Here is a 13,427-nt window from a genome sequence, read left to right as displayed (position 1 = left end):
ATGAGTAGTTTCCGAAAAAAAAGAGTAGTACCTAAAAAGCAATACCCTGCAGGCACTATTAATTTAAGCCAAAGCATAAATACGTTTGGAATAGGTTCAATGCTTGAGGTGCGCTCGCAAAAAAGTAAGCAGACACGGACTACTTCAGCAATAGTTAGTGGTTTAGACTTCTGGCGTGAGGATAAACTGGAGAATATAAGCGAGATAGATTTATGTAGGTTGCTGGAAGTAAAGGAGCTTAAGTCTCCTCCAAGTGGTGATAATAACGATTATATACCGGCAAAAAGGTTTCCTCGATGGCTTGAATGTAGTAGTTGCCATTATCTAGGTGTAATTGGCACTCAATTTGATGAAAAAGCAGATGGTATACCTAGCTGTGCGAGTAGTAATTGTAACGGGTGGGGGGTGCCAACTAGGTTAATAAGTGTATGCTATAGCTCAAACCCAAGCGAGACTGCGTCAGAATATCACCTTGATGATTTTCCATGGATATATTGGGCACACAAAAATAATGATAAATGCTCTGCCCCTAGAGTAAGGGTATCATCAGACGGAAAAAAAACGGGTCTAGATGGCATGATACTTAAATGTGATTGCGGTGCTAAAAACTCACTTCAGGGAGCCCTTGGGTCTGATGCACTAAAAAACATTTCTTGTAATGGAAATAGCCCTTGGCTAAATTCTCGTAAAGAATGCGATAAAAATATACGAGCTTTATTGCGAGGCGCTTCAAATGTATATTTTCCAGTTACGGCTTCAACGATTTCGATTCCCCCCAATTCCAGTCGATTAGTACAATTATTACAGAGCCTTAAATATAAAGAATTCACGACAATGTATACTGAAGGCAGGCGAAGAGCAGAAGATGTTGCCGATATGCTTTACGAGAAGCAGGACTTTAGCTCATTGGAGCCTGACGCTATTACTAAGGCATTAAAATCATTAAAAGAGGCCCAAAGCTCAGCAAGAACAGAAGCGGAGCGTAAAACAGAAGAACGCGAGGCTCTCATTAGAAACTATCCTGCAGAGGATATAGGTGATGAGCAAGAAGAAGGGGATTTCGAAGTTGAAAAAGTATCTTTATCACAATTAGACATAGCAACCCCTGGTTTATCTATTTTTATAAATAATCTTTCTCTAGTTCACAGGTTACGGGAAGTTATAGCATTTAGAGGGTTCACTCGCTTAGAAAGTCCAATAACAGCAAATCATTTTTCTGTGAAATGTGCCCCAATTTCAAATAAAAAGCTTAATTGGCTTCCTGCTATTGAAAATAGAGGAGAAGGAATTTATTTTGAACTAAACAATGAATCCTTGAAAGAGTGGGAGAGTAAATTAAGTGTGCAAAAGCGAATTGGTATTTTGAAAAAAAATTATCTACGTTCAACTTTAAGTAACGCTATGGATGGTGAGGCGCTTGAACCAACTGCACGTTTAATTTTGCTGCACACCTTGTCTCACTTGCTAATCAGGCAGCTATCATTAGAGTGTGGTTATTCAAGCGCTTCTTTAAAAGAAAGATTATATTTTTCAGAAGGGTATTGTGGTGTTTTAATTTCAACTGCATCAGCGGCTTCCGATGGAACCCTTGGAGGTTTGGTAAGACAAGGTAAGCCTAATAATTTCGTTAATACTCTTTTTAATGCACTCTATGAAGCTGAATGGTGCTCTTCCGATCCTTTATGTATTGATAGTGAAGGACAAGGGAGTGAGGCTTTAAATCTAGCATCTTGTCACGCATGTGGGCTTATTTCAGAAACTTCTTGCGCATTACGAAATATGTTTTTAGACCGTGCGCTTTTAATTGGGCAATCTGAAGGTGATGATGTTGGTTTCTTCTCACCTCTATTGTGTTAAGCGCCTTTCGACGCTTATATATTTTAAAGGCTTTAAGAAGCCTTTTTATGTTCAGCTTTTATTGCTTTAGCTGTGTGGAGAGTCTCAATAACCTGAACAGCTAAAGCATCTACAACTTTCATACAAACTGAATTACCAAATTGCTTGTATATTTGGCCTTGAGATACTGCATCTACAATGTACTCTTCAGGAAAACCTTGTAATCGAGCGCATTCTCTAGGTGTTAACTTCCTTGGGCGTTTACCTAGCTCAGATTGATCAATTAGTATCTCAGAACCATCTTTATAGTAGCGCGCACTTATTGTATTTGTATATTCACTTTCAGCATTGAAAAGTGAATAACCAAAGCCATTTCCTTTCGTTTTATGTTCTTCTTTTCTCCGCTGGTGGCCAGCCCAAAGCTTTTCAGATATCGTGAATTTATCATCACTCGGTGCTATTTCACTTAAATCTTCTAAAATATCACCTACTTTAGTTGGTGTTTTAGGAGGGGTAGGCCATTTAAATAACTCATCAAAATCACATCCATCAAATTGATTCTTATCAAATCCAACTATAAATACCCGCTCTCTATTTTGTGGGGCACCAAAGTCACCAGCTCTAAGTACTTTATAATCAACCCAATAATTTAGTTTCTCTGATAGCGCATGTCGTGTTTCTTCACTTAGAGGTACGTCATCAGGTATTTCTAGGTCAAAATTACCTTTTAAAATATCTAAAATAGTTTTTAAAGTACGGCCTTTATCATGGCCTTGAAGCTGTTTAACATTCTCAAGTACAAAAGCTTTGGGTTTTTTTTCAGTAAGAATTCTTTGAATTTCGAAGAACATTGTTCCACGGGTATCATTAAAACCTTGCTTTAGGCCAGCTTGAGAGAAAGCTTGGCAAGGGAAACCACCTAAAAGTATGTCATGATCTGGAATATCTGATGCAGCAATTTGAGTGATATCACCGTTGGGCATTTCACCAAAGTTAGTTAAATATGTTTTTTGAGCAAACTTATCCCACTCAGAAGTAAAAACACAGTGCCCACCGAGTTTTTGGAAAGGCAACCTTATACCCCCAATCCCTGCGAATAAGTCTATGAATGAAAATTCAGACTGAGATAAAGGTTTCTGTTTAAATGGTGCATTATCTAGATGTGATTTTAGCTCTGTCTCTAGATTGAGAATATCAGTTAGCTTTTTTGATGTAGGTTTATGTTCACCAGTTTCCCATCCTCTAACTGTGCGTTCGCCACTAGATGCCATTCCTAGTAAATTTGCAAACTCAGTACGCCCTAAGCCTAAGTTTTCACGTATACTTTTGATTTGTATTGCTATATCTTTATTCATTAGAACTGTACTCTTGTCGCTATTCACTTATCCGGTTTAACACCCGGGAGAATAACACTGTACAAATGATCAGTCAATAATTATAAGGAGTATTGGCATGGCTGAGCAACGAATTGACTTGCTTATAAATGAATGTAGCGCTCTTCAGAGTGAGATGGATTTAAGCTATAGAAATGTTTCGCCTAGTATTATTTTTTCTAATACAGGGAGAAGAGGCGGTAAAAAATACTTTAACCTCTCTCTTGTAGAGTTACTGCAGACTTTAAAAGATATTCAGGATAACTTGGAACTGTATCTTAATGCAGCTCAATACGTTGAAGGGGATATGAGAGATTTATTCTCAAACACTTTAACTTCACAAACAGTGAATGCTTTATCTACGGTTCAAACGCTTCCTCTCTTTAGCCTTATAAATAAAATCTTGTATAAGACTAATCAGCTTAACGAAGATTACAATGATAAAAAGTTACACTTATCGGCTGATACGATTGCTCAAGCAATCACTTATATTGAAAGTCAAATTCCAGATAATGAAGAGTACTTGAGGTCTATTGCCACTGAGCAGCCGATCGATATAGGTGTAGGAAAAGCTACAAATAAGATTTATTACGGCGCTCCAGGTACAGGAAAAAGCCACCGTATAGATAAAGTAACAGAAAACCATTCCCGTTATGTAACGGTATTTCACCCAGACACGCAATATAGTGATCTTATAGGTGCTTTAAAGCCTGTTACGGTCGATGTAAATGGTGAAAAGAAGATTTCTTATAAGTTTAGGGCTGGGCCTTTCACAAAGGCACTTATAGAAGCTCTAAATGATACAAATAAACATGTTTTTCTTGTAATTGAAGAACTTAATAGAGCACCTGCAGCAGCTGTTTTTGGTGAGATATTCCAACTATTAGATAGAAATGCGCAGGGCGAAAGCCAATATAAGATAGAGGTATCAGATCCTGATATGTTGCTCCATATCAAGGAGCATCTAAATGAGCCTGATAAGTTTCATAAGCTTTACTTACCCTCAAACTTTTCAATTCTAGCAACTATGAATAGTAGCGATCAATCAGTCATGCCAATGGATACAGCCTTTAAGAGACGTTGGTTATTCGAATATTTACCAATAGATTTTACTAAAGCAGGTAATGGTAATTTTGAGATTGCACTTTCTGATGGCGAGAAGATAGAAGTGCCTTGGAAAGTATTTGCAGAAGTTGTTAATGATACTTTGTCTTCCTTACAAGTGCCTGAAGATCGCCTACTAGGGCACCGCTTTGTATCTGATGATGAGCTTACGAGCATTGAGGAAGCCAATAATACATTAAAAGGTAAAATATTAGTTTACCTCTGGGATGATGTACTTCGTCATGGAAAGCGTGATGTGATTTTTAATACATCAGAAGTAAGCACTTTTGGTCAGTTGTCGCATAAATTTGGAGAAGGTGATCCTATTTTCTCCGAAACATTTGAAACTAAACTACAAGAGACGTTAAACAGCGCACAAAAAGCCCAAGAAGTGGCCGCAGATGAACAAGCAGAATAGATGTAATTAATAATGCGTAAATTACACCTATTTGAAGACAGGCAAAGTATTGTAAAAGCAATGCCCAAGAAGTTAGTTCAAAAACTGGATCAACTAGGGCTTCTTTACAGTAATAAGCAAAAAGTAATGTTTTGTGGCTTAATTAGCTTTGATGATAAAATTGCAGTGTTCCTTCCACGGAACAGTGATTTTGTAGAAGCTGATGAATTAAGTCAAAAGGAGGTATGTGCGACACTTTTGAAGGCACTGAAGCGTTATTTAGATAACAAAGTCAACGCTATAAATGCTGATGAATTAATTGATGAAGGAGTATATGGAAAAGAGTACCTAGGTTTAATATTTGCCTTATTTGAAGACTACTTCAACAATGGTCTTTTTACACGTCGAATATCCGAGAGGAAGGTAAACTCAGGTAAAATAGATTGGAACCGTACTATTAAGCAATCTATACCATATATGTCAGGCGACAGTCCTGTTTATTTAGAGTTAGCTGGTTCTATCAAACGCGTATACTCTAATTGTGAAACTGCGAGGATTCATGCTGAAATATTACGCAAGTTAGATCAAAAAATTGGGTGGTTAATTAATGTTGATGGAGCAATAACTAGAGAGCTTATCGATGTTCCTGCCTCATTACTGGATAATGATGCGAAGCTATATCACCTGAATAATGAGCTAACAAGAGCATATTCAGATCGCGATATTTATCTCATTAAACAGTTAATAAATTATCTTAAATTAGAAAGTATGTCTCAGCAAAGTGACTTCTCTATTGGTGTAAAAAGGTTTGAAGGCATGTGGGAACATATGCTGTCAGAAGCACTGAAAAACGTATTTCCTATTAACAAAAAGCTAGCTAAGCCTGTATATAAAATAAATGGTGAATTGAAGCTGGCTAGTAGGAAAGGACAAAGAACTGATATTGTGCTTAGAGATCCTAAAACTGGTGACTTCACTGTTATTGATGCTAAATATTACTCTGCAAAAAGCATTGAGACGGCTCCAGGGTGGCCTGATTTAGTTAAGCAATTTTTCTACGTAAGGGCTGTGAAATCAATATATCCTGAGAACAGTGTCTCTAATATGTTTATTTTCCCAGGTAAGAATGGACCAATTGAATCTGCATATATGGCTGAACCAAGCAAACATGTTATTCAAAATGAAGACTTGCTTGCCGACTACGCTGAAATTAATTGCTTATATCAATGCCCATTAAAGATACTTGATTTATATAATAAAAACCAAAAAAAGGATTTATAAAAATGCAGCTTTCCCCAAAAAATGCTATTGAAAAGGGACTGGTCAAAGGTAGGGATGATAGTGAACTAAATCCGGAAGATTACGAAGGTAAGAGTAGTATCGACCTCGATGTTAGATCTATCATTTATAAAAGTGATAGATCTCAAATTTCTGAGTGTGATAGATATACGCTTGAATCTCAAGAGATGGCTTGCTTGATTTCGGAGCAAGTAATTGATGTGAAACCAGGCTACGTAGCTTATGTTTTTTTAAAAAATAGATTGTCTTCACAAGGCTTACTGGCATTTAACACTGGGATTGTTGATAGTGGTTTTCACGGTCCAATTTCTACATACGTTACTAATTTTTCAAAAGAAAGCATTCCTCTTGGACGAGAGCTCCCTTTAACTGAACGATACTTTTTTAGAGTAGTTTTTCATAGGATTGATTTTGACTCGAATGATTACTTAAAGTGTAAGGAAAGAAAATATCTCTATCATAAATATGTTTCCGATCAGAAAAGGTATTTTCGACTTTTACCTAAAAGCTTTTTGGACAGAGATAAACTTCAGAAGACTGTTCGTGATGAGGTAAATAGTACTTCTTTATCAAGAGCTGCAATATATGCTGGTATATTTGCAATAGTAGCGACCTTTTTCACTGTTGTTTTTCCACCATTAGCCGCAGATGCTAGAGATTATTTCTATCATGATTTTGACTCTAAATTAGACAAGGTTCAAACTGAATTAAAAGCAGTAAAAGCAGAGTTGGAAGAATTAAAAAAAGTTAAATCCAATAACTAAAAAGTGGATTAGACACAACTCCATCTGACACTTTTCATCACAGAGCTTAACCAATTCGGACAGTACAGCTCTGTACGTGAAGCGGACATTTATCTCTTCCTATGAATGTCCCAGACATGGCTTTTCAGTGAACATGAGTGTTAGTATAAAATCTCAGCAAATTATGTAATAAGTCCCCTTAATTCGAGCAAGGAGTTAGCTTTGGAAATTGAAATTCATAACTGCAATAACATTGATTATGGGAAGGTAAGCCTAGCTCAAGGTCGTCTTAATATAAAGTATGCAATAAATGGTACTGGAAAAAGCACTTTAGCAAAGGCCATTTTTAATCATATTCAAGATAGCAATACAGGGAGTAATGCAATCACCGATCTTACGCCCTTTAAAGCCGTAGGAAGCGAAGATGTAATACCAAGTGTAACTGGTTGTGAGGGATTCGAAAGTGTAATGGTATTTGATGAATCTTATATTAATGAATTTGTATACCAACCAGATGAGCTATTAAAAGGGAGTTTCGACATACTTATTCGTGATGAAAACTACGAAGAAGTAATGAGCGAAATTGAAGGCCTCGTATCAGAAATAAAACACCACTTTTCAGATGACCCAGATATTGACAGCCTTATTAATGATTTTAAGGAGCTGAGTGATAGTTTCGGCAGGCCAACGAAAAAAGGTGTTCATGGGTCTAGTGCTTTGGCAAAAGCATTCAAGGATGGAAATAAGGTCGATAATATTCCTGAAGGGTTAGAAGTATATAAGGATTTTATTCAAGCCGAAGATAACGTTAAGTGGGTTAAGTGGCAGACTGAAGGGAATCAATTTGTAGACAGAACAGATAATTGCCCTTACTGCATTAGTGAGGTCGCGACTGTTAAGGACACTATAAAGAGAGTTGGCGAAGTTTATAACTCTAAATCTATTCAAAATTTAAATAAAATAATTAGCGTTTTTCAAAGGCTTGAAGATTACTTTTCTGATGATACCAAAGCGGTAATAAATAGTTTTGTAAGTTCTATCGATGGATATGATGAAGAGCAAATTGCATATCTAAAAGAAGTGAAAGACCAATCAGACCGATTGAGTTCAAAGTTCAATCAATTAAAAAATATTGGATTTTTATCATTTAAAGACGTAGAGGCCGTAGTTGATCAATTAAAGACATTCTTGATCGATCCAAATCTATATGGACATTTACAGTCAGAAAAAATTCTTGGAAAAATAGATGAAGTTAACGAGTCTATAAACGGATTAACTGATAAAGCTGGGGTACTGCAAGGCAAGATAGCAATTCAAAAAAGATACATTGAACAGCTTGTTACAGAAAATAAAGCCAGTATTAACTCATTCTTAAAAAATGCTGGTTACAAGTATGAGGTCGATTTGAAGGAAGATGAAAGCGGGCATCATCGACTAAAATTGCTGCATACCGAGCTCAACAATGGCGAAGTGACAGAGGTCCGCAATAGATTGAGTTATGGGGAGTGTAATGCGTTTGCTTTAGTGTTATTTATGTTTGATGCGGTGAAAGCAGCCCCTGATTTAATAGTGCTGGATGACCCTATCTCATCTTTCGATAAAAATAAGAAGTACGCCATTATTGAGATGTTGTTTTGTAGAGAGCGGAATTTTAAAGGTAATTTTAGAGGTAAAACAGTCCTTCTTCTCAGCCACGACTTCGAACCAATTGTCGATATGATATTTCATCACAGTGTAAGGTTTGATCAGCCGTCTGCATCTTTTATTGAAAATAAGAAGGGACAGCTTAACGAGATTGAAGTGACAAAGTCAGATATTCACACTTTTATGGATATTAATACACAGAATATTCAGGCGTCTGAAAATGTAATTGAAAAGCTGGTTTACTTACGCCGAACATATGAGGTAATGAATGTAAAAGGGATGGCGTACCAGCTCCTTTCAAATGTATTCCACAAAAGAGATATACCTTTAATTTTTACTGTTCAGGGTGATGGTGGCATCTTAGAAAGACAAATGTCTGACGATGAAAAAGCGGAGGCTAATGCGGAAATATTAGAACGAATCCCTGAGTTTAACTACTCAACTATTATTGAGCTTATTAAGGACGAGGAGGCAATGAAACAACTTTATAGGGAGTCAACTAATAACTACGAAAAGCTTCATTTATACCGAATAATTTTTGATGGGAGAGAAAATGATATTCCTACAAGCACCATCCAGAAATTTATAAATCAGTCTTTTCATATTGAGAATGATTATATTTACCAACTTAATCCAGCAAAATATCAAACTGTACCTCAGTATGTTATTGATGAATGCGATGCTATTATTGACGGTTAGAAATGCTTCTAGCAAGCGTATGTTGTTGGAAAGGTTTTCCTTTGCGAGACAAACCAGCCGCAAATGCGGTCGTTAAACGTCCGCTATTTGTCTTCAGCGGACCTTCATTCGAAGGAGATCAAGTAACCGCTTCTTGCGCAAATCCGCCTGTCAGGTTAGATCGGAACTACAGATGTAATGTGTCAGATCAGATATGAGCCACTACACAATTTTATCGCTGAACGAAAAAAGGAAGGCTTTTAATCACTGATAAGTCTTCTCTGCCTTGCGGTTGTACAATTGAGTAATTGCTCACCTCAACCAGTTCTTTTTGGGCGTTAAAGGCAATAGATAGACCGACTACGCGAGCAAGAAATTTATCATTTTTTCCATCACCAACAAACGCACACTCAGAGGGGGGGACACCATATTCTTTTGCAATCTGTTGCATGAAGCTTGCTTTACCTTCGTTATCTGTAGGTAAAAGGTTATAAAAATCTAGGTTACCGCAGTCATCGAAAAAGTACTCACATGCACTAAAAGCATGGTCTATCTTTAGCTCTCGTTGAACTTTATCGGCTAAAGCTTTTATTCCCCCACTAATTAATACAACCTTGGCATTTGTAGCTTTTATTGATTTTATTAGCTCATGTGCTCCATTATGTAACTTGGCTGATTTTACAATTTCATCTACATGCCATTTCTTGATGCCATGCTCTTGCTGAATACGAATTGTATCTTTCATCCAGTCTAAGTAGCCATTATATCCACCAGCGTTCCAGCGATCTTTTGATAACTCTTCCTTTAAGTAACATTCCTCACTAATTAATTTAGCTAAAACAGTCCAAGCGCTAGGAGCAACCTTTCCGTTATCTAAAGCGAAATCTTTTTGGAGTAATGTCCCCTCCATATCGAAGAACCATATTTTAGGAGTGAAGTTTATTTTTGAATTACTCATTTATATCTCTAGCTACTAAATCTAAGTCATTTTAGCATATTGATGAAATAGTCCTTAAGCTTTCTTTATGGATATAAGTGCTTTGGTTAGCAAGCTATAGAGGGTTCAAAGTAATTCTCAAAGGAAGTTTTCAATACTAAATTCATTACTTAACCTACACAACTTAGCCAAATAGTCTAAATCTAGGGGGGGATCTAATTGACTATTAAAAAAAGAAATGAACCATGCAACACTTCTCTTTTTATCGATATATACTGTAAAGCCAAGCTTCCTATAGAAGTTATGTACCCGTACATCATTGACTTGAGTGTAGCCAAATACAACATTAATATTTCTTTTCTTTGCATGATCAAAAGCATGTTTAACTAATATAGAACCAAATCCCTTTCCTCTAAAGTTCACCTGATTATTGTTTATCCATAGATCCCGTATTTCTAACTTTCCATCAATAACACGCATTTGCATATGACCTAATTGATAGTTGGGGCTGATGCTTTCTATTTTTAAATACTTTGAGTCGCAGCTAAGCTTAATGCGATAATTACGCTCTATGTACTCTTCTTCTTTCATATATCCACCCTTGGGTTGCTTGTCTGGTATAACTTTAGCCATTCTTCCAATTCAGTAAAAAAATCACATTGAAAAGCTATTTTACCTCCACCAGCATAAACTTCCGGTTCTTCATTACTTCCCTCATTAAGAGCTTCGACAATTACATATCTAGACGTATCTTCCTCTCTTCGCTCTTCGTCAGCATAATCCACCCATAGAACATAGTACTGTTCATCTACTTTGAAATAGAAGCTTGGGCAAAGGTCATTGTGCCAGCTTTTATCAATTAGATATGGATGCTCTTTTAAATCAAATCCTAAGTCGAAGTCTTGACCAAATTCTTGCTTGTATAAACTCACTTGCGAACTCCTTAAAATATAAATGAGATTCTTATTTATTTTTTGTTGTTGGGTTTAGGAATAAAGTAAACTTTTAAATAATCCTGCTCAATGTAGTAAACTACCCATATTAGCTAAGTACTAATAGCATATCTTTACTTTTAGTACCCACATTAGTACCCATGGCCAAGGGCCTGAAAATAAAGGTAATATAAATCAAATGAGTAGAGTAGGAATACAGTGGTTCCCTGGGCACATGAATAAAGCCCGTAATGAAATTAAAGAAATCATGCCACAAATGGATGTGATCATTGAAGTGCTTGATGCGCGCATTCCTTATAGTAGTGAAAACCCGATGGTGGCTTCGCTGCGTGAAGGCAAACCGGTGATTAAAATTTTAAATAAAGCGGATTTAGCTGACCCTAAAATGACCCAAGAGTGGATGAACTACTTTGAGCAAGAAAGTGGTGTGAAGGCGATTGCATTTGGTAATGATAAAGCGGCGGAAGTGCACCGTATTAATGAGTTGTGTAAAAAGTTGGTGCCGCACAAAGTGGGTGCTGATAAGCAAGTTAAAGCCATGATCATGGGTATTCCTAACGTGGGCAAGTCGACGTTAATTAATACGTTAGCGGGGCGTATTGTGGCAAAAACTGGTAATGAGCCAGCGGTGACTAAAGCGCAGCAACGCATTAAGCTTGAAGACGGCATTATGTTGTACGACACGCCGGGTATGTTGTGGCCAAAAGTTGAAAACGAAAACTCGGGCTACCGTTTAGGTGCTACCGGTGCGATACGTGATACCGCACTTGAATATGAAGATGTTGCCAGTTATACCGCAGAATATTTATTACATGCTTATCCTGAGCTGTTAAAAGCACGCTATAAAATTGCTGAATTACCAGAAAGTGATTGGGAATTTGTTGAAATGGCGGGTAAAAAGCGTGGTTGTATTCGTGGTGGTAATCAAATTGATACTTATAAAATGTCAGAAATTCTAATTAATGAATTACGCGATGGCATTATTGGTCGTATTACCATGGAAACGCCAGCTATGCGTGAGGAAGAAGAAGTGATGGTTGCTGAGCTTCGTGCTGCGGCGGAGGCTAAAAAAGCCGCTAAAGAAGAAGAGAAAAAACAACGCAGAGCGCGAGCACGTAAAAACCGCCGTTAATTGTTTTTACATTAGGTAGCTCACTAAATAACAGACATAAAAAAAGCCCGTAAGGGCTTTTTTAGTTTCATATCTACCGTCACCGATATGAGCAATGTAGCAAGTAAAATGTAGGGCGGTTACCCGTTATCAATATCAAGGGGCGTTGCGATTAATAACAGGTAACCAAGCTTTAACGTGGGCTACACGTGTTTCAGGGTCGAGAAACAAAACAGTTTATTCCGTACAAGTAGTGATGCTTTACCGTCTTGTTGATATTGATTATCAGTTAGATTTGTCGAACTGTCAATACTCAATTGAAAATAATTCTCATTTATTTGTGGCTTTGTAAAAAGCTCAATAAAAGCAATGTATTGGCATTTAAATTAGTGTTGGGCTTTATAATTATGGTGTTTTCTGGTTATTCACTCTGCGATTTATTTGTGCCACCAACTCTTTATCTTTGCTTCCCTCGCTATCGACGATAAGTAAAAAGTGATCGCCTTGCTTATCTATCACTTTGATAACTGTATTTTCAAGTTGTGTTTTACCATAAGTTACTTCAACGCTAGCTATATCTTTAAAGTGTTTTAAGTTTGATTCAAGTTGGTCTTGTTCATTTTTCCAATAACTAAAAATATAGTTGTCGCTTATACCATTGCCGTCGTTACGAAAATCTACCCATGCATCGCTGTAAAAAAATAGCACATCTTCATCAATAGGCACTAATTGATGACGCTTCAAAAATTGCATTTGAAATGACCATAATTTATCGCCCTTAACGATCGCGGTACTCGGTAACAAGTAAACCTCTTCGAGCAAGCTTAAAAATAAAATGGGAGCCCAAATTATGGCGATCACAATATTTCTTACTCGCCATTTAGAGTTGTATGCAAGTGCGTCAGATGATTGGTTCAGGTGTTGAATGTAGTTAACTAATGGCAGCCAAAGCAAAGGAATTATACACAGCGCAAAAGTTGAGTAATCGTCAAACCGTGTTGTTACTGTAAGTACTAAAAGGAGTAGCCATGCCACAATAGCTAGCGCATTAGGCATTATTTTGTTCTTTTTATGGTGCTCTTGACTGTGTGCAAGGAGCTCCAAAAATAAAGGATAGAAAAAGAACAGCGAAAAAATCCCGCGAGCAATCGGCATGATATGACTATTTTGCTGTATTTTAATTGCTTTCCAGTTGCGATAACTCCAGTAGTTAACCTGAGCTTCGGATAAGAAATTACTAATTTAAAGGAACTAAATGCTCGTTCCATGATCCGATCATTCGACCAAGAGTGATTAGAACAAAAAGGAACGAGCATGAACAAGTTAGTTGAAACGTTCTGTGATGTCGATGT

General features: G+C 37.0%; 11 protein-coding genes. 6 read left to right on the top strand and 5 right to left on the bottom strand.

Annotated elements, in window-relative coordinates; translation table 11 throughout:
* Positions 1-1,857, top strand: coding sequence for an MrfA Zn-binding domain-containing protein (gene drmB / locus CWC30_RS11140; RefSeq protein WP_138627109.1), 1,857 nt, complete (start codon positions 1-3; stop codon positions 1,855-1,857).
* 32 nt (positions 1,858-1,889) lie between these two features.
* Here drmB and CWC30_RS11135 read toward each other — a convergent pair whose 3' ends face one another.
* Positions 1,890-3,191, bottom strand: coding sequence for a DNA cytosine methyltransferase (locus CWC30_RS11135; RefSeq protein WP_138627108.1), 1,302 nt, complete (start codon positions 3,189-3,191; stop codon positions 1,890-1,892).
* Positions 3,192-3,288: 97 nt separating this feature from the next.
* On the opposite strand from CWC30_RS11135, the gene CWC30_RS11130 reads away from it, so the two are divergent.
* The 4 genes from CWC30_RS11130 to CWC30_RS11115 all read left to right on the top strand — a co-directional run bounded on the left by CWC30_RS11130 (position 3,289) and on the right by CWC30_RS11115 (position 9,095).
* Entirely contained in the window at positions 3,289-4,731 is a 1,443-nt protein-coding gene (locus CWC30_RS11130) for an AAA family ATPase (protein ID WP_138627107.1), read from the top strand.
* 12 nt (positions 4,732-4,743) lie between these two features.
* Complete coding sequence (locus CWC30_RS11125; RefSeq protein ID WP_138627106.1) at positions 4,744-5,991, top strand: LlaJI family restriction endonuclease; 1,248 nt, start codon at positions 4,744-4,746, stop codon at positions 5,989-5,991.
* Positions 5,992-5,993: 2 nt separating this feature from the next.
* Positions 5,994-6,773 carry a dCTP deaminase/dUTPase family protein gene (locus tag CWC30_RS11120; RefSeq protein WP_138627105.1) on the top strand — a complete coding sequence of 260 codons (780 nt, stop codon included), beginning with the start codon at positions 5,994-5,996 and terminating at the stop codon, positions 6,771-6,773.
* Between the two features lie 201 nt (positions 6,774-6,974).
* Entirely contained in the window at positions 6,975-9,095 is a 2,121-nt protein-coding gene (locus tag CWC30_RS11115; RefSeq protein ID WP_138627104.1) for an AAA family ATPase, read from the top strand.
* A 211-nt stretch (positions 9,096-9,306) separates the two neighbouring features.
* Here the strand turns inward: CWC30_RS11115 and CWC30_RS11110 are convergent, their stop codons facing one another.
* The 3 genes from CWC30_RS11110 to CWC30_RS11100 all read right to left on the bottom strand — a co-directional run bounded on the left by CWC30_RS11110 (position 9,307) and on the right by CWC30_RS11100 (position 10,943).
* The gene (locus CWC30_RS11110) at positions 9,307-10,032 is read right to left on the bottom strand and encodes an HAD family hydrolase (RefSeq protein WP_138627103.1); all 726 of its coding nucleotides are present in this window, start codon (positions 10,030-10,032) and stop codon (positions 9,307-9,309) included.
* Positions 10,033-10,149: 117 nt separating this feature from the next.
* Positions 10,150-10,602 (bottom strand): GNAT family N-acetyltransferase, encoded by a 453-nt coding sequence (locus CWC30_RS11105; protein WP_171034709.1) that lies wholly within the window; start codon positions 10,600-10,602, stop codon positions 10,150-10,152.
* Positions 10,599-10,943 carry a hypothetical protein gene (locus CWC30_RS11100; RefSeq protein ID WP_138627101.1) on the bottom strand — a complete coding sequence of 115 codons (345 nt, stop codon included), beginning with the start codon at positions 10,941-10,943 and terminating at the stop codon, positions 10,599-10,601. Before CWC30_RS11100 ends, CWC30_RS11105 begins: the two co-directional genes overlap by 4 nt.
* A 199-nt stretch (positions 10,944-11,142) precedes the next feature.
* Here CWC30_RS11100 and ylqF point away from each other — a divergent pair, with 199 nt between their 5' ends.
* Entirely contained in the window at positions 11,143-12,096 is a 954-nt protein-coding gene (gene ylqF, locus CWC30_RS11095; protein ID WP_138627100.1) for a ribosome biogenesis GTPase YlqF, read from the top strand.
* A 384-nt stretch (positions 12,097-12,480) separates the two neighbouring features.
* Here ylqF and CWC30_RS11090 read toward each other — a convergent pair whose 3' ends face one another.
* Complete coding sequence (locus tag CWC30_RS11090; protein ID WP_212746079.1) at positions 12,481-13,131, bottom strand: hypothetical protein; 651 nt, start codon at positions 13,129-13,131, stop codon at positions 12,481-12,483.
* Positions 13,132-13,427: the final 296 nt, after the last annotated feature.

This window comes from Pseudoalteromonas sp. S4741 (assembly GCF_005886135.1).
Lineage (GTDB): Bacteria > Pseudomonadota > Gammaproteobacteria > Enterobacterales > Alteromonadaceae > Pseudoalteromonas > Pseudoalteromonas tetraodonis.
This window is presented reverse-complemented; position numbering and strand designations above follow the sequence as displayed.

Bases quoted from the DNA above. Each gene is read 5' to 3' on its own strand.
- drmB (WP_138627109.1), top strand. From the start codon at position 1: ATGAGTAGTTTCCGAAAAAAAAGAGTAGTACCTAAAAAGCAATACCCT.
- CWC30_RS11135 (WP_138627108.1), bottom strand. From the start codon at position 3,191: ATGAATAAAGATATAGCAATACAAATCAAAAGTATACGTGAAAACTTA.
- CWC30_RS11130 (WP_138627107.1), top strand. From the start codon at position 3,289: ATGGCTGAGCAACGAATTGACTTGCTTATAAATGAATGTAGCGCTCTT.
- CWC30_RS11125 (WP_138627106.1), top strand. From the start codon at position 4,744: ATGCGTAAATTACACCTATTTGAAGACAGGCAAAGTATTGTAAAAGCA.
- CWC30_RS11120 (WP_138627105.1), top strand. From the start codon at position 5,994: ATGCAGCTTTCCCCAAAAAATGCTATTGAAAAGGGACTGGTCAAAGGT.
- CWC30_RS11110 (WP_138627103.1), bottom strand. From the start codon at position 10,032: ATGAGTAATTCAAAAATAAACTTCACTCCTAAAATATGGTTCTTCGAT.
- CWC30_RS11105 (WP_171034709.1), bottom strand. From the start codon at position 10,602: ATGAAAGAAGAAGAGTACATAGAGCGTAATTATCGCATTAAGCTTAGC.
- ylqF (WP_138627100.1), top strand. From the start codon at position 11,143: ATGAGTAGAGTAGGAATACAGTGGTTCCCTGGGCACATGAATAAAGCC.
- CWC30_RS11090 (WP_212746079.1), bottom strand. From the start codon at position 13,131: ATGCCTAATGCGCTAGCTATTGTGGCATGGCTACTCCTTTTAGTACTT.